Below are 16,436 nucleotides of genomic sequence, written 5' to 3'. Positions count from 1 at the left end.
TGTTTGGAGACAGCCAGTTTACCAGCACCCTGTCTGTCAACTTCCACTTCCCCAAGATCCCGCGAAGAACCTAAAAACAGGCCATCACATGATGGCCTGTTGTTTATCTGACCCGTGGCAGGGGAAGATCAGAAATGGCGGTCCTGCTCGGTGGGCTTGGCACCCTTCTCTTCGCTGTGCTCGATGGCGGTGCGGATAAGGTCGACGCCGGCCCGGATGATCAGCACCCCCATGTTGACCAGCTTGACGCAGACCCACATGAAGGTGATGAGCAGGATCAGCTTGAGCACCGTCTGGAAGGCCTCCAGGAAGTTCTGCTCCAGCTGGACGGTGAGCCCGTTGGCGCTGCTCATCAGCCAGGTGTACACCTCGCGCACGAAGGGGATCCGGCTCGGCATCTCCAGCACGTCCAGCGCCGCAGGCAGGGCCTGGAAGATGACGATGCTGCCAAACAGTATCAGGATGACGCCGATGGCAATCCCCAGAAAGAAACCGAACTGTCGCATGAAGAGCCCCACAATGTAGTGAATGAGAAGAACAATAGCCGCCAATACTAGGGACTGCCCGCGCAGACGGCAATCCTTGCGTCCCCGACAGGGTCGGTGCCCCCTGCAAGCCATTGCCCGGCCGTCTGATTTCTGTGACCCTTGTCCCCACTCCTTGCCCCTGGGTGCCATCATGTTTCGAGTCGTCTTCTGCCTGCTGCTGTTGCTGGGCGGTGCCCTGCCCGCCTCCCGCGCCGAATCCCCTCCCTCTGCGGCCGCCTGCGTGATCCGCCACCAGCAAGGGATCCTGCTGGTGCAGGACAGGCTCTCCTCGCGCTACAGCCTGAGCGGCGGTTACATCGACAGGGGGGAGAGCCCGGAGCAGGCGGCCCTGCGCGAGCTGTTCGAGGAGACCGGCCTGCAGGGTCGCGTCACCGGCGAGCTGGGGCGCTGGCAACGGGCCAGGGTGTTCGCCTGCCAGACCCTGGAGCCCCTGCGGGTCCAGCGGGGGACGGGGTTTGTCTCCCTGCTCCAGGCCCCGGATCTCGGTGGTGAGATCCTGAATGCCAGGCTGATCGCGGCCGCCGACCTGCCCCCTGACCAGCGTCGCTTCCCGGCGCAGCTCGACTGGATAGCCCCGAGACTGGCCGAGGTGCCCGAGAGCCAGGTGCTGTGGGCGACGGATTTCAGCGACGCGGCCAGTGCGCTGCACCGCGCCGAGTTGCCGCTGATCCAGCGCCTGCAACGGTGGCTAGGGCCGGATGCGCTCTGGCCAAGGGCGGGCAATCTGCTGGGCTCGGCCCCCTTCCAGCTGGCGCTGCTGCCCTTGCTGCTGCCCCTGCTCGGCTGGTCCAGGCTGCGCCACCTGCTGTTTGCCATGGTGCTGCTCACCCTGGTGGTGAACCTGCTCAAGGCGGGCATCGGCTGGCCCAGGCCCTTCCACCTGCAACCCGAGCTGGCCCGCCAGAGTGCCCAGGGCTTCGGCATGCCGAGCGGCCACGCCGCCTCGACCCTGCTCTACTGGGGCCTGCTGCTTGGCTGGCTGCCAGCGCTGCGGGTTTGGCAGGGGGCCCTGCTGGCCCTGTTGCTGGCCCTGTTGCTGGCCGGCGTGGCCGGGCTGGCCCGGGTCTGGCTGGGGGTCCACTTCCTCTCGGATGTGGTGGCCGGCCTTGCCCTGGGGGCCCTGCTGCTGGCACTGCGCGCCCCGCTGGCGAAGCTGGCGGCGCGCCCGCTCCCCTGGGCCGGGGTGCTCATCGCCAGCGCCCTCTCGGCCTGGCTCACCCAGTCCACCGCCCTGGCCGGGCTTGCCATGTTCACCCTGGGGCTGGTATCGGGTAATCTGCTATCACTCGAACGGAGCCCCACCCCCGCCCTGCCCGCCGCGCTGCTGACCCTGGCAGGGGGACTGGTCGTGGCAGGGCTCCTGTTCCTGGTGCCCGCGCTCACTAGCAGCTCTCTGCTGATCCTCGCGGGACAAGGGTGGCTCTTTGGCTGCCTGGGGTTCTGGCTCAGCGCCGGGCTCTGGTGGTCGTTGTCCGCTATCCGTCACGGTGCCCGAACCGGGCGCTCAACCCCTCGTTAAGGGAATGCCATGAATATGAAAAAAGTGGATTTGGCCAAGATCACCCTGGGCTTGCTGTTCCTCAGCCTGCTCATCATCTCGTGCTTCATGGTCTTGCGCCCCTTCCTGCCCGCCCTGGTGTGGTCGACCATGATCACCATCGCCACCTGGCCCCTGATGCAGATGGCCCAGCGCCTGCTGTGGGGCAAGCGCACCCTGGCGGCGTTGCTGATGACCAGCATCTTGCTGCTCATCTTCGTCATTCCCCTCTTCATGACGCTGGCCAACGTGGCGGAGAAGGCCCCCATGCTCATCGAGCTGGGCACCGAGCTCAGCCAATCCCCGCCCCCCGAGCTGCTCTGGTTGCAGCAAGTCCCCCTGGTGGGCGACAAGCTCTATGAGTTCTGGCAGCAGATCCTCGCGAGCGGCGGCCAGGTGCTGTTCACCAAGCTGGCCCCCTACTTCGGCCAGACCGCCCGCTGGCTGGCGGCCCAGGCGGGCAACCTCGGCCTGCTGTTCGTCCACTTCCTGCTGACCGTGGCCATCTGCGGCCTGCTCTACCACTCGGGGGAGAAGGCGGCAGAAGGCATTCGCCGCTTCGCCCACCGTCTGGCGGGCCAGCGCGGTGACAATGCGGTGGTGCTCGCCTCCCAAGCCATCCGTGCCGTCGCCATGGGGGTGGTGGTGACCGCCCTGGTGCAATCCTCGGTGGCGGGCCTGGGCCTGCTCATCGCCGGCATTCCCTATGTCATGGTGCTGGTGGTGCTGATGTTCCTGCTGATCGTCGCCCAGATAGGCCCCTTCCCGGTGCTGCTGGCCAGCGTCGGCTACCTCTACTGGAGCGGGGACACCACCTGGGGCACCTTCCTGCTGGTCTGGTCCCTGCTGGCGGGCACCATGGACAACTTCCTGCGCCCCTTCCTCATCAAGCGCGGGGCCGACCTGCCGCTGATCCTCATTCTGGTGGGGGTCATCGGCGGCCTGCTGGCCATGGGGATCATCGGTCTCTTCATCGGCCCCGTGGTGCTGGCAGTGGGTTACACCCTGCTGGATGCCTGGATCAAGGAAGATGACCAACCGGCGACCGCTCTGGTGGAACCGCCCAAGGCGCCGTGACGATTCATTCATCCCCGATGCACAGAGCCGCCCCAGGGCGGCTCTTCTGTTATTACCGTCCCATGCAGGTTCGATTAGCGAAGCGTAATCGGACGATCGAGATGCCGCTGTCCGGTGTGTCCATGAATCAGCGACATCTGTCAGCAGGGAAATATGGATGGCTGTTATAGCGGGAGAATTGATTTACGCGAACGTCCGATTACGCCTTATGACTAATCGAACTTAAAGCTGGTCGCGGCGTTTAGAACCAAAGTTCGAACCGGAACGCCAAAACACGAACCAGGGTTCGAATCACTCCTTCCCCTCCCCTGTTCCCTGCCGAAGGCGCCCGCCACAATGCCTGCACCATTGGAGGAGAACACAAGATGAACGAACTGAGAGCAACACGGGCCCTCATCAGCGGCGGCGCCAGCGGCATTGGACTGGCCATCGCCGAGGCCCTGGCCAGCCAGGGGGTGGAGCTGATCCTGGCTTCCCGCCGCCTGGGGCTGCTGGAGCAGGAAGCGGCCAGACTGGAGGCGCGATACGGGGTGCGAGTCATGGCACTGGCACTGGATGTGTGCTACGGCGATCAGGTGCGGGACGGCCATGCCCGGATCCGGGAGCGGCTCGGCCCCGTCGATCTGCTGATCAACAACAGCGGGGTCGGCAGCGACCACCTGGTGCAGGATCTGCCGGAATCGGAGTGGGACAGGGTGATGGATACCTGTGCCAAGGGCACCTTCCTGCTGACCCGGGCCTGCCTGCCGGACATGCTGGCGAGCCGCCACGGCACCGTCATCAACATCGCCTCCCAGGCCGCCAGGCACGGCTATGCCAGGGCCAGCGTCTACTGCGCCGCCAAGTTTGCGGTCCTGGGGTTCGCCCGGGCACTGCGGGAAGAGGTGCAGCACCAGGGCATCCGGGTCCACACCCTCTGTCCCGGACTGGTGCAGGTGCCGCCCCCGGCCTGTCCGGGCGATCGCAAGCCCGGCTGGCTGCAGGTGGAGGATCTGGCCGAGGCCGTGCTCTACACCCTGCGCCAACCCGCTCACGTCCAGCTCGACGAGATCGGCATGACTGGGATCTGAGCGAGGCACCATGGAACGCCAGCAAGGACAAGGGGCGCCGAGGCGCCCCTTGTTCTGCGTCACACCGCCAGAGGCGGCCTGCGCGTAAGATCAGGCAGGTTGATGGAGGGTGATGCAGTGGATGCCGCCGCCACCGGCCGCCACCGGGTCTATGTCTGTCTGCACTATCTTGCGCCCCGGATAGAGGCGGGCCAGCAGATCCCGGCAATGGCGGTCGGCCCTGGCATCCCCGAACTGGGGAGCGATGACGGCGCCGTTGATGGGCAGGTAGTTGATGTAACCGGCGGCAAAGTCCGGGCTGCGGCTGAACTTGTTGTCCCGCCCGCCCAGGGGCGGCGGCAGCTGATGCAGCTCCAGCTTGTTGCCGTCGGCGTCCGTCGCCTGCTGCAGGATGGCGAGGTGCTGGCGGGTCACCTTGTAGTCGTAGGAGTCGGGATCGTTGTCCATGTTGATCACCACCACCCCGGGGCGCACGAAGCGGGCGTAGAAGTCCACGTGGGCATCCGTGATGTCACGGCCCTTGATCCCCGGCAGCCAGATGATCTTGCGCAGCCCCAGATTGGCCTTGAGCTCCGCCTCCACCTGCGCCTTGGTGAGGCCGGGGTTACGGTTGCTGTTGATCCAGCTGCTCTCGGTCATGATGGCGGTGCCGTTGCCGTCCACCTCGATGCCGCCCCCCTCACCGATGAGCTCGCTCTGCAGGTAATAGGCATCCGTCTGCCGGCCCACCAGGGCGGCGACCCTGGCGTCATGGCTGTGCTCCTGCTTGTCACCCCAGCCGTTGAAGTTGAAGTCCATCAGACCGAGCCCTCCCTGCTCGTCCTGCACGAAGACGCCGCCGGTATCCCGCAGCCAGATGTCATCCATCTCGGCGTGGACGAAGTGGGTGTTGCGCTCGCCGCACAACTGGCGCGCCAGCGCCTCGTCATCCTCGTGGCAGAGCACGTTGACCCGGGTGTAGGGCACCATGGCCTGCACCAGCCGCCCTATGGTGGCCTGCACCTCCTTGTAGTGGCGACCCCAGATCTCGCTGGTGGCCCCGAAGGCCACCCACACCAGGGCCTGGGGGGAGGACTCCTCCGGCATGTGGTAGCGAGCGGCGGCGCCGGGTTCGCCGGCGGCGAAGGCCGCGCGGGCACCGGGCAGGCTGCCAAACCCGGCAATGGCGCCAAGGGCAACCAGCTGTTTCAATACGTGGCGTCGGGAAAACATCGTTCTACTCCTGGGTTCAGAGGCTGCTCTTGAAGCGAGTCCAGGCTCGCATGCGGGCACGCATCTGGGATTGTGCTATATCCAGACCCGGAATGAGCCGCTGGTAGCTGGCCTCGTCCAGGTAGATATCCGGGTTGGCCGTCATGGTGGCATCCACCATGGGTCTGGCCTTGGCACTGGCAGTCGGATAGCCGGTGCTGTTGGTGATGGCCGCCATGTTGGCCGGGCGCATCACGAAGTTGATAAAGGCATAGGCATAGTCAGGATGGGGGGCATCCGCCGGGATCGCCATGGTGTCCATCCAGATGGTGCTCCCCTCCTTCGGCAATCGGTATTCGAAGTCGACCCGCTTGCCCGCCTCGGCGGCGGCGCGCCTGGCCTGGGTCATGTCGCCGCTGTAGCCCAGGGAGAGACAGAGATCCCCGTTCACCAGCTGGGTCACCGGCTGGGACTGGAACTTGCGGATATAGGGCTTGATCCCCTTGAGCAGGGCCAGGGCCGCCTCCAGATCGTCCGCCTTGCCGCTTCGGGGATCCCGCCCAAGATAGTGCAGCACCACCGCCAGCATCTCGTCCGGGGAGTCGATGACCGAGATGCCGCAATCTGCAAATTTCGCCGCCAGCTCTGGCTTGAAAAGCATGTCCAGGCTGCTGACCGGGGCATCCGGCATCCTCTGCCGGATGGCGTCCGCGTTGTAGGTGAGCCCTATGGTGCCCCAGGTGTAGGGCACCACCGCCTCCTTCGCATGGGGGTAGGCCTGCTGCAACCGCGCCAGGCCGGGGTCTATGTCCCCCAGGTGTTGCAGCTTGCCCTTGTCGAGGGGCTGCAGACTGCCCGCCCGCATCAGCCGCTCCGCTACCGTGTCCCCCGGGAAGATGAGGTCATACCCGCTGCGACCCGCCATCAGCTTGGCCTCCAGGGTCTCGCTGCTGTCCATCACGTCGTAGATGACCCGGATCCCGGTCTCCCGGGTGAACTCGCTCAGGGTATCGGGGGCGAAATAATCGGACCAGTTGTAGAGGCGCAGCACCTTCTCCTCTGTCGCCTCCCCCGCCCCTTCTGCGGCCTGGGCCCCCAGACCCAGCAGCAGGGCCAGTGCCGTGGCTATCTTGGTCAAGGCGCTCATGATAGACGCCCTCCCCGATGGCTGCGTCCGTCCAGGCTCAGCAAGGCGCCATACATCTCGGGGCGACGATCCCGGTAGATGCCCCAGGTCAGCCGCTCCTCGGCCATGGCGGCAAGATCCAGCTCCCGCACCAGCACGCCCGGGGTATCCCTGTCCGCCTCGGCCAGCAGGGCCCCCTTGTGATCCGTGATGAAGGAGGAGCCATAGAAGCGCATCTGCAACGCGGGATCCCGGGTCGCCACCTCGTGGCCCACCCGGTTGGCGGCGATCACCGGCATGATGTTGGCGGCGGCATGGCCGCGCTGGGTCAGCTGCCAGTGATCCCGGGAATCGAGCCCCTCTGCCCCCGGCTCCGAGCCGATGGCGGTGGGATAGAGCAGCAGCTCGGCCCCCTGCAGCGCCATGGCGCGGGCCGCCTCCGGGAACCACTGATCCCAGCAGATGCCGACCCCGATGCGGCCGGCGGCCGTGTCCCAGACCCTGAACCCCGTATCCCCCGGGCTGAAATACTCCTTCTCCTGATAGCCGATGGCGTTCGGGATATGGGTCTTGCGATAGACCCCGAGCAGGCGACCATCCGCATCCGCCATCGCCAGGGAGTTGAAGTAGGCATTGCCGGCACGTTCGAACCAGCTGATGGGCAGCACCACCCCCAGCTCCCGCGCCAGGGCCGAGAAACGGCGCAACACCCGGCTCTGCTCGAACGACTCCGCCAGCGCCAGATGGCCGTGGTATTGCTCGATGCAGAAATAGGGGGTGGCGAAAAGCTCCTGCAACAGCACCAGGTTGGCCCCCCTGGCGGCGGCTTCCCGTACCAGGCTCGCCGCTGTGTCCAGATTGCGCTCCAGCTCCCAGCTGCAAGCGAATTGTGTGGTGGCGACGACCTTGTTCATGAATCTCTCCTCCCTGATCCCGTCATGAGGCCTCGCAGACGCCTGACGAGGCCGATCCAAACGCTTACCCCTGCACCGGCCAGGCCGGCTGCTGCTGGGTGATGCAGTGAATGCCGCCCCCGCCGTGGGCCAACTGGTTGATGCGCACCGGCACCAGCTGCCTGTTCGGGAAGGCGCGCCTCAGTACCTCCCCCGCCGCCTCGTCCGCGCCTACGCCATAGGCGGGCATGATGATGGCGCCGTTGGCGATGTAGAAGTTGGTGTAGGAGGCGCAGAACACCTCCGCCTCGGCGTCCACCGCCTCGCTCGCCTCGAACAGCTCGAGGCACTCGAAGGAGCGACCTCTCGCATCGGTGGCCAGGGCCAGGGCTCGGCGATTCTCCCGCACCACGCGGCCATAGGTGGAGTGCCCGTCCAGGGTAGCGTCCACCAGCAGGTGACCGGGGCGGCTGAAGGCGCAGACCCCGTCCACATGACCGTCCGTCATGTCGCCGGTGACGTGGTCCGGATCCCCCGGCAGCCAGATAGTCTTCTCGATGCCGAGCAGGCGGCTGAAGATCCGTTCGATCTCCACTTTGGTCATGCCGGGGTTGCGGTTGCTGTTGAGCAGCACCGACTCCGTGGTGATCAGGGTGCCCTCCCCATCCACATGGATGGCGCCCCCTTCGTTGGCGAGGAAGCTGCCGATGCACTCCAGCTCCAGGCTGTTGAGAACGCGCCGCGCCAGCCCCTCATCCAGACCGTGGGCCGACTTGCCGCCCCAGGCGTTGAAACGCCAGCTGATCCCGGCGGTGCCAAGCTCGGGATGGCAGATGAAGGTGGGGCCGGAGTCACGGCACCAGCTGTCATCCACCGGCAGGGGAATGAAGCGCACCCCGTCGCCGCACAGGGCGCGAGCCTCGGCCTGTGCGGCGGGATCCACCACCAGGTTCACCGGTTCGAAGCGGGCGATGGCATTGACCACCCGGGCGAAGTCCTGCTGGACCTGGGGCAGGGTTACGCCCCAGCCGTTTTCCCACAGCGCCTTGTTGTGCGGCCAGACCATCCAGGTCGTCGCGTGCCGGCACCACTCCGCTGGCATGAACCAGCCCACAGCCCTCATTCCCTGCTCGCGCATCTCAGCCTCTCTGATTAGGTACTATTAAGGTTGTTGACGATGGGAATAGACTATTCGCCCCTATGATGGGTAACAAACGATCGATTTTCGATAAAAGTGATAAGCAGAGCTAATCAATGATGTTCAAACACTGGCCCCCTCTCAACGTGCTGCGCGGCTTCGAGGCGGCGGCCAGGCTCGGCAGCTTTCATCAGGCGGCCCAGGAGCTGCACCTCACCCAGTCTGCCATCAGTCAGCAGATCCGCTCGCTGGAGGAGCTGCTTGGCCAGCCTCTGTTTCACCGCCAGGGACGTTCCGTCGCCCTGACCGACGCGGGCCAGGATCTGCTGGAGACGACCCAGCAAGTGCTGCTGCAACTGGCGGTGGGAATACAGCGCCTCGAGCAGTACCGCAAGCCGAACCAGCTGGTGCTCAACACCAGTACCGCCATCGCCCGCCTCTGGCTGCTGCCCCGGCTGGCCGACCTTCACCGCCAGCATCCGGGCATCGATCTCTGGCTGTTCACCAGCGACGACACGCCGAACATGGCCGAGCAGACCATCGACATTTCGCTGCGCTGGGGGCTGGCTCCCCAGGCGGAATGCCGCCATCAGCCGCTGCTGGCGGATCGGCTGCTGCCGGTGGCGAGCCCGGCCGTGCTGGCACAGCCCGCGCAGGAACGCACCACCCTGCACGGGGAGCGGGAGATGGACTGGCACCACTGGACCCTCAAGGGCGGCGACGATCTGCACCTGCAGACCCAGGGGCTCAACTTTTCCGATCCCGGCTTGTTGCAGGATGCGGCCAGCGCCGGGCTCGGGGTGGCGCTGGCGAGCGAGCTGCTCTCTCGCGACGCACGCCGACAGGGGTGGCTGCTGCCCCTCTCGTCCCACCGGGTGGCCGGGCCGAACTGGAACATGCTGATCCATCAGGAGAGCGAAGGCAGTCCCCAGTGCCGGGCGGTGAGCCAATGGCTCCAGCAGCAGTTTGCTGCAGAGGCTGCCACCCGGGGCAAGGACGCGACACTCTGAGAGCGGTCACTGAATCGGGGCGGCAAGGGTGATTAAATGGCCTCTTCCCTTTTGCCGGATATCGCCGTGACCATGCCATCCGTCCCCCAGCCCCTCTCGTCCTGGCCCGAGCACCTGCAGGCCTCCTGGCTGCGCTGTGCCCACCAGACCAGCGCGTCCCTCTGGCATCCTCCCCACTGCGCCAGAGGGCAGACCCTGGAGAGCCTGCGCCAGCGCAAACGGGACCTGCTCACCACCGGCGAGATGGCGCTGGAGGATCTCTACGAGTTCATGGAGGGGCGCCCCTGCGTCCTGCTGCTCACAGACGAGAGCGGTTGCCTGCTGGCCCGGACCGGCCACCCCGATACCCTGCAGGCGCTGGCGGCACTCGGTTTTGGCCCAGGCGCGTTTTTCAGCGAGGGACGCATCGGCACCAATGCCGTCAACCTGGCGGCCCTGGAGGGGGTGCCGCTCTGCGTCAGCGGTCCCCAACACTTCAACCAGAGTCTGCACCCCTGGCACTGCTGTGCCAGCCCCGTCTACAACAGCACCGGTCGCCAGGTGGCGATCGTGGCCCTGATCTGCCGGGTGGAAGAGGCCGCGCCGGGAGATCTCGCGCTCACCGTCAGCGCCGGCCGTGAGATGGCCAATCTGCTGCAGATGGAGCGCCTGATGCAGGAGTCCCAGCACCACTTGAGCGAGCTCTATGCCCTGCTGGATGGCATGGAAGACGGCGTGCTGGCCTGGGATCCCCAGGGGCGGCTGCGCTACCTCAACGCCCTGGCAGCCAGTCGGCTGCAACTCGACCCGGCTGTCTGCCTGGGCCAGCCCCTCGATCACCATCTGCTGATGCCCCAGCGCCTGCGTCTGGCCATCGCGGAGATGACCCCCCTGAGCCATGTGGAGGTGACGCTGGAGCGGCGGGAAACCCGGGGCGAGGCCTTCATCGACGCCCTGGTGAGCCTCAAGCCCCTGCCGGGGCCGGACGGGGTCAGCTTCATCGTCCTGCTCCATCCCACCGATCGGCTGCGCGCCATTCATCAACTGCGCCAGACGGTGCCCGAGCTCTCCGCCCTGGTGGGGGAGTCTAGCGCCATGCGCAAACTGCTTCGCCACGCCCGCCAGGCGGCCAGGGGACAGGGCCCCGTCCTGCTGCGAGGGGAAGAGGAGGTGGGCAAGGCCCAACTGGCGGAGGCCATCCACTTTGGCAGCGAGCGAGCCGCCGGCCCCCTGGTCATCTTCAACTGCCAGGCATGGCCGAGGGAGCGGATGGCGCTGGAACTCATGGGGTCCGACGAGGCGGGGCAGGAGCGGGCCGGCAAGTTCGAGCTGGCTCACGGTGGCAGCCTGGTGCTGGAGCAGGTGGAGTGCCTGCCCGCCCCCATGCAGGCCGCCCTGTTGCAACTGCTCAAGACGGGGCGCATCCAGCGCTTCGACTCCGCCCGCATCCTGCCCCTCAGGGTGAGGATCATCGCGACCAGCAGCGCCCCGCTGGAGCAGCGGGTGCAGGAGGGGGGATTCGGTCGCCAGCTGCTCTATGCGCTGCAAGGGTGCGAACTCTGGCTGCCGAGCCTGCGGGAGCGCAGCGCCGATCTGCCCGGCCTCATCCGCCAGCACCTGGCGGTGCAGGGGGGCGGGCCGGGGCGCCAGTTCACCCCTGACGCCCTCGACTGCCTGCTAGCCTACCCCTGGCCCGGCAACCTGGGGGAGCTGCGCAGCGCCATCGAGTATGCCCTGCTGCATTGCAGTGAGGCACAGATCCCGCCCCGGGCGCTCCCGGCCGCCATCCGCCATGGTCATTGCCTGCTGGCGGACGAGGTGGTGGGACAGCCGCTGCTCACCCTGGCGGAGCTGGAGCATCAGGCGATCCTGCGGGCCGCCCGTGCCAGCAAGGGCCAGGTCAGCCAGATGGCGCGCCAGCTCGGGATCAGCCGCACCACCCTCTGGCGGCGACTCAAACTGCTCGACATCGATCCCGCCGACTACCATCACTGACCAGAACGCCCCTCAAACAAGCGGGCCCCGTCGTGACGGGGCCCGGATGGGGGAATGTTTCAGTCGCCGAAGCGATCCCGCGCCAGTTGCTGGAAGCAGCTCAGCGCCGCCCCGGCATCCTCCCCTCGCGCCAGCAGGATGAGCCTGTCCCCCTGGCGCACATCGAGCATGGCGAGCCGGCTCAGGCTGCGGGGATTCGCCTCTTTCTCCCCCTTTTGCAGCCTGAGTTCAGCGGCAAAGGGCTTGAGTGCCGCGACCAGCCGGGCGGCGGGGCGCACATGCAGGCCGTGGGGGTTATCGACCACCACCTCGCAGCGCAGCCAGCCGTCGTCGGCAACGGGAGCTGTCTCGGTGGTGGCCTGCGCCGCACTGGCAGGCAGCATTCCCTGTTTCGGGCCCAGGGCGCCAAGCGCCTCGGCGGCTACCTCGTCCAGCGTCAGGCCTGCGCCAGCGGCCACCACCGCCGCCAGAGTGCCCTCGACCAGCGGAGCGGGGCTGAGCCGCACCCGGGCGCTCAGCTCGGGGGGCAGCAGTTCAAGGGCGGTCTCGGCGCTCAGGAGGGCGCTGCCCAAGTCCATCAGCACCAGCACCCCGCTGCCGTCATCCGCCTCTTCCATCGCACTCATCACGGCGATGGCGTCGGTGCCGATGGGATGGGCGGGGTCATCGACCCCGGCCGCCAGCAACAGTTTCGCCGGGCTGCCCAGCTGATCGGCCAGGGCTTTCAAACCGGCCGCAAGCATGGCGCTGTGAGAGACCACTACGATGCCGATCATGTCACAACCTCGCTCTGTCACGCAGGGCGGTCAGCAGCAGCAGGGTCGAGGTGGCCCCCGCATCCTGATGGCCGATGCTGCGCTCACCAAGATAGCTGGCGCGCCCCTTGCGAGCCTGCATCTGGATGGTGGCCTCGGTGCCCGCTGCGGCGGCAGCCACCGCCTTGTCCAGCGCCTCGGGGAGCGGCAGGCCCTGTTGTTCCGCCTGCTGCAGGGCGGCCAGAGCGGGCCACCAGGCGTCGCACATGGTCTTGTCACCCGGCTCGGCGCGGCCGCGGGAGACGATCCCCTCCACCCCGTCGCTCAGCATCTTGCCGAGCTGGCCGAGGGTCAGGCTCTGGCAGGCATCGCTGCTGGCCGCGGCCCGGATGAAGAAGGTGCCGTAGAGGGGTCCGCTGGCGCCACCGACCGAGGAGAGCAACGTCATACCGGTGGTTTTGAGAACCTGGCCGATGTCCTTGTCCGCCACCGCGGGCAGCTTCTCCGCCACCTTGGCAAAGCCGCGCTGCATGTTGAGGCCGTGGTCGCCGTCGCCGATGTCGGTATCCAGCGCCGTGAGGTAGTCACGCTGCTCGGTGAAGATGTGCTCGCAGTCGAGCAGCCAGTTGACGATCTGATGCTTGCTTAACATGAATATTCCTCAGCAGCCGCGCCGCAGGGCCGGGGTGTGAACGGGGGCATCCCACAGGGTCATCAGCTCGTCATCCACCTTGAGCAGGGTGATGGAGATGCCGGTCATGTCGAGAGAGGTGCAGTAGGGGCCGATGAGGTTGCGCACCAGGTGGATGCCCGCCTCTTCACACAGGGTGGCGAGGCGACCATAGACGCCGTAGAGCTCGGAGACAGGGGTGCCGCCGAGGCTGTTGACCAGGACGATGACCCGGTCACCCCCATTGAGCGGCTCGATAAAGGTGTGCTCTTCCTGCCAGCTGCCGGTGGCTCTGTCCCAGTGGCGCAGGGTGCGGCCATAGGAGCTGTTGTCGGTCAGCTCCTTGAACATGTCGTCCACCAGGGCGTTGAGGTCGGTGAAGGGACGGCGCTCGATGCCCGGCTCGCCGTGGATACCGACGCCGAACTCCACCTCGTTGTCCGCCAGGGTGAAGGAGGGCTTGCCGGCAGCAGGGACGGTGCAGGCATGCATGGCCACGCCTATGGTGCGGCTCTGGTTGTTGATGCGACGGGCCAGCGCCTCGCAGCGCGCCAGATCGTAGCCCGCCTCGGCGGCGGCACCGACCAGCTTCTCGCACAGCACTGTCGTGGCAACCCCGCGGCGGCCAGCGGTGTAGAGGCTGTCCTTCACCGCCACGTCGTCATCGATGAGGGCGAAGCCCACCTTGACCCCGTCACCGTGAAGCAGCTCGACCGCAGTCTCGAAGTTGAGCACGTCGCCGGTGTAGTTCTTCACCAGAAACAGCACGCCGGCGCCGCCGTCGACGGCCTGACCGCACTCGTACATCTGATCCGGGGTCGGGGACGTGAAGATCTCGCCGGGGCAGGCACCATCCAGCATTCCTTTACCCACCAGGCCACCGTGCATGGGCTCGTGGCCGCTGCCGCCACCGGAGACCAGCGCCACCTTGCCCGTCACGGGGGAATCGGCGCGGGTGATGTAGTGGGGTTCGATTCGCACCTTGAGCTCGGGGTGGGCAGCAGCCATCCCCATCAGTTGTTCACGGACCACGGCATCGACAGCGTTGATCAGCTTCTTCATGGCTCACTCCTTGGCTTGCCACCATACGGGTGGACAGATGGTTGATGCAGCCAGTCTAGCGAGCCATAGGGGGATAAAAATGACAGGGATTTCGGTTCGGATCTGAAACAACAAACGAAGCCTGACGTTTCAATCTGAAACGAGCGGATGGGGAAGATCCGGGAAAGTGTTAGCCGCCTCACAGCCATGAAAAAGGGCCCCGCAGGGCCCTTCTCGATAGCGTGAGGATTAGATGGCCCAGCCACCGGCGTAGAAGATCACCAGGGCCACAGCGATGATGACGGTGCCGATGTTGAGCTTCTTCCACTCGGCGGCAAACAGGCGGCCGACCACCAGGGCCACGAAGCCCAGCATGATGCCGGTGACGATGTTGCAGGTGAGCACGATGAAGACGGCGCACAGCATGCCGGAAAGGGCATCGACCGAGTCGTTGAAGTCCAGCTTGGTGACGTTGCCCAGCATCAGCAGGCCCACATACATCAGGGCCGGTGCGGTGGCGTAGGCCGGTACCAGATAGCTCAGCGGGGAGAGGAAGATCATCAGTAGGAAGAGCACGCCGACCAGAGTGGCGGTCAGGCCTGTCTTGCCACCGGCCGCAGTCCCTGCGGCAGACTCGATATAGACGGCAGCCGGAGCACCGCCGACGGCGCCAGCCACCATGCTGCTGACGGAGTCCGCAGTCAGGGCCTTGCCACCGCTGATGATGTGACCACGCTCGTTGATGAGGCCAGCCTGACCGGCCACGGCACGGATGGTGCCGGTGGCGTCAAACACGGCGGTCATCACCAGCGCCAACACGGTCGGAATCACCACCGGATTGAGGGCGCCCAGCAGATCCATGCTGCCCACCAGGGAGCCATTCTCGCCACTCAGGCTCGGCATGGCGAAGAAGCCCTGCCAGGTTACTTTCGGATCGAAGATGAGGCCGAGGATGGAGATGGCGATGATCACCATCAGGATACCGCCCGGCACCTTGCGGCGCTCCAGGCCGAAGATGGCAGCCAGACCCAGCACCGTCATGATGACCGGGAAGGCGGTGATCTCGCCGAGCTGCACCGGCAGGCCCGCCCCTTCATTTTTGATCACCATGCCGACCCCGTTGGTGGCGATCAGCAGCAGGAACAGGCCGATACCGATGCCGGTACCGTGGGCGATGCCGGAGGGAAGGTTGTCCAGGATCCACTGGCGCACGCCGGTGACGCTGATCAGGGTGAACAGCCCCCCCATCAGGAAGATGGCACCCAGCGCGACCGGAATGCTCAGCCCCTGCCCCAGCACCAGGCTGAAGGCGGTAAAGGCGGTGAGAGAGATGGCACAACCGATGGCCATCGGCAGCTTGGCCCAGAGCCCCATCAGCAGGGAACCGAAGGCGGCGATCAGGCAGGTGGCCACAAACACCGGGCCCTGCTCAAAACCGGCTGCGCCCAGCATGTTCGGCACGACGATGATGCTGTAGACCATCGCCAGGAAGGTGGTCAACCCGGCCAGCAGCTCCTGTCGCACCGTGCTGCCACGCTGGCTGATGGAGAAATAGGAATCCAGAAACCCGCCATTGCCGGCGCGGGCCGTCGCTTGTTGCGTTGCCATAGTTCATCCTGAAAGTGTGAAGGAAATCGTTTGCTTGCTGGCGCGCAAAATAGCAAAAATTTGGCGAGATTGCAGCGGATAAGCCTCCATATCCCCGAAGTTTTTCATAAAAGGGCTCGTTGGAGGCCTCATTTTCCATGAGAGCGGCCCATCCCAAGCTTCTACACTCTTAGCTAGCCACGTTCCCATCTACCGGAGAGAAGCCCATGCACACAGGCAACCTGCTTGGCCAGATCCCCTCCCCCCTGCCCAGTGAAGTGTTCGCGGATCTGGTCAGTACCAACAATGTTCGTATCGAGCGCATCCTCTCCCAGGGGCAGCAGACCCCTACCGGAGAGTGGTTCGATCAGGATGAACACGAATGGGTATTGCTGGTGCAGGGAGAGGCCATCCTGGTCTTCATCACACCGGATACCGGGGTACAGGAACGCGTCCATCTGGGGCCGGGGGATTACATCAACATCCCGGCGCACCTTCAGCACAGGGTGGAGTGGACCCATCCGACCGAGACAACCGTCTGGCTCTGCGTCTATTACTAGCAAGCTCACGGCTCAAGAAGGCAATGCTTCTGCTGCGAAGATCGAAGAGGAGACCGTGGAGACGAAAAAAAGCCCAGTCTGTCGACTGGGCTTCTTGTTAGTGGCATAACGGACGCAGAGACGGACAAAGTCCGGCTCAAGCACAAGGAACAACAGACCGGGACAAAGTTGCCAGTGGCAAGTCATACCAATCGGATTAAACATTAGGTCAGCTTTATCCAATCTCGGCTACAAAGTGACATCACCCGCTCCACATCGG

The 16,436-nt window shown here is 65.6% G+C and carries 15 protein-coding genes; 6 read left to right on the top strand and 9 right to left on the bottom strand.

The genetic code is table 11. The features are described from left to right. Window positions 1–128: 128 nt before the first annotated feature. Window positions 129–506 (bottom strand): hypothetical protein, encoded by a 378-nt coding sequence (locus tag OKB81_RS13815; RefSeq protein WP_160838591.1) that lies wholly within the window; start codon window positions 504–506, stop codon window positions 129–131. Between the two features lie 172 nt (window positions 507–678). Between OKB81_RS13815 and OKB81_RS13810 the strand changes: the two genes are divergently transcribed. The 3 genes from OKB81_RS13810 (at window position 679) to OKB81_RS13800 (ending at window position 4,232) form a co-directional block, all read left to right on the top strand. Then, window positions 679–2,067 (top strand): bifunctional NUDIX hydrolase/phosphatase PAP2 family protein, encoded by a 1,389-nt coding sequence (locus tag OKB81_RS13810; protein ID WP_160838593.1) that lies wholly within the window; start codon window positions 679–681, stop codon window positions 2,065–2,067. Window positions 2,068–2,076: 9 nt separating this feature from the next. Then, window positions 2,077–3,162 (top strand): AI-2E family transporter YdiK, encoded by a 1,086-nt coding sequence (ydiK, locus tag OKB81_RS13805; RefSeq protein ID WP_041211897.1) that lies wholly within the window; start codon window positions 2,077–2,079, stop codon window positions 3,160–3,162. 365 nt (window positions 3,163–3,527) lie between these two features. Beyond that, window positions 3,528–4,232: an SDR family oxidoreductase gene (locus tag OKB81_RS13800; RefSeq protein WP_270805277.1), complete on the top strand. Its 705-nt coding sequence runs from the start codon at window positions 3,528–3,530 to the stop codon at window positions 4,230–4,232. 90 nt (window positions 4,233–4,322) lie between these two features. Here the strand turns inward: OKB81_RS13800 and OKB81_RS13795 are convergent, their stop codons facing one another. From OKB81_RS13795 to OKB81_RS13780, 4 genes are all read right to left on the bottom strand, one after another. Then, window positions 4,323–5,444, bottom strand: coding sequence for an agmatine deiminase family protein (locus tag OKB81_RS13795; protein ID WP_270670336.1), 1,122 nt, complete (start codon window positions 5,442–5,444; stop codon window positions 4,323–4,325). Between the two features lie 16 nt (window positions 5,445–5,460). Continuing rightward, complete coding sequence (locus OKB81_RS13790) at window positions 5,461–6,570, bottom strand: extracellular solute-binding protein (RefSeq protein WP_160838599.1); 1,110 nt, start codon at window positions 6,568–6,570, stop codon at window positions 5,461–5,463. After that, window positions 6,567–7,463 carry an N-carbamoylputrescine amidase gene (gene aguB, locus OKB81_RS13785; RefSeq protein ID WP_160838601.1) on the bottom strand — a complete coding sequence of 299 codons (897 nt, stop codon included), beginning with the start codon at window positions 7,461–7,463 and terminating at the stop codon, window positions 6,567–6,569. The genes OKB81_RS13790 and aguB overlap by 4 nt, the downstream gene beginning before the upstream one ends. A gap of 64 nt (window positions 7,464–7,527) precedes the next feature. Further along, window positions 7,528–8,580: an agmatine deiminase family protein gene (locus OKB81_RS13780; RefSeq protein WP_270805276.1), complete on the bottom strand. Its 1,053-nt coding sequence runs from the start codon at window positions 8,578–8,580 to the stop codon at window positions 7,528–7,530. A gap of 116 nt (window positions 8,581–8,696) precedes the next feature. On the opposite strand from OKB81_RS13780, the gene OKB81_RS13775 reads away from it, so the two are divergent. Beyond that, the gene (locus tag OKB81_RS13775; RefSeq protein ID WP_160838603.1) at window positions 8,697–9,590 is read left to right on the top strand and encodes a LysR family transcriptional regulator; all 894 of its coding nucleotides are present in this window, start codon (window positions 8,697–8,699) and stop codon (window positions 9,588–9,590) included. Window positions 9,591–9,662: 72 nt separating this feature from the next. Continuing rightward, on the top strand, window positions 9,663–11,564 hold the full coding sequence (gene dhaR, locus OKB81_RS13770; RefSeq protein ID WP_160838611.1) for a dihydroxyacetone kinase operon transcriptional regulator DhaR: 1,902 nt from the start codon (window positions 9,663–9,665) through the stop codon (window positions 11,562–11,564). A 59-nt stretch (window positions 11,565–11,623) separates the two neighbouring features. Here the strand turns inward: dhaR and dhaM are convergent, their stop codons facing one another. The 4 genes from dhaM to OKB81_RS13750 form a co-directional block, all read right to left on the bottom strand. Beyond that, window positions 11,624–12,340, bottom strand: coding sequence for a dihydroxyacetone kinase phosphoryl donor subunit DhaM (gene dhaM, locus OKB81_RS13765; RefSeq protein ID WP_160838605.1), 717 nt, complete (start codon window positions 12,338–12,340; stop codon window positions 11,624–11,626). A 1-nt stretch (window position 12,341) separates the two neighbouring features. Continuing rightward, a complete protein-coding gene (dhaL, locus tag OKB81_RS13760) occupies window positions 12,342–12,971 on the bottom strand; it encodes a dihydroxyacetone kinase subunit DhaL (RefSeq protein ID WP_005306235.1) in 630 nt (209 codons plus the stop codon). Between the two features lie 9 nt (window positions 12,972–12,980). Further along, the gene (gene dhaK / locus OKB81_RS13755; RefSeq protein ID WP_160838607.1) at window positions 12,981–14,051 is read right to left on the bottom strand and encodes a dihydroxyacetone kinase subunit DhaK; all 1,071 of its coding nucleotides are present in this window, start codon (window positions 14,049–14,051) and stop codon (window positions 12,981–12,983) included. A gap of 228 nt (window positions 14,052–14,279) precedes the next feature. Then, window positions 14,280–15,638, bottom strand: a complete 1,359-nt coding sequence (locus OKB81_RS13750) for an NCS2 family permease (RefSeq protein WP_270664518.1) — start codon at window positions 15,636–15,638, stop codon at window positions 14,280–14,282. A gap of 206 nt (window positions 15,639–15,844) precedes the next feature. Between OKB81_RS13750 and OKB81_RS13745 the strand changes: the two genes are divergently transcribed. Beyond that, window positions 15,845–16,177, top strand: a complete 333-nt coding sequence (locus tag OKB81_RS13745; RefSeq protein ID WP_010675945.1) for a cupin domain-containing protein — start codon at window positions 15,845–15,847, stop codon at window positions 16,175–16,177. The last annotated feature ends 259 nt before the right edge of the window (window positions 16,178–16,436 follow it).

The sequence above is a fragment of the Aeromonas sp. QDB56 genome (assembly GCF_027705505.1).
GTDB lineage: Bacteria > Pseudomonadota > Gammaproteobacteria > Enterobacterales > Aeromonadaceae > Aeromonas > Aeromonas caviae.
This window is presented reverse-complemented; position numbering and strand designations above follow the sequence as displayed.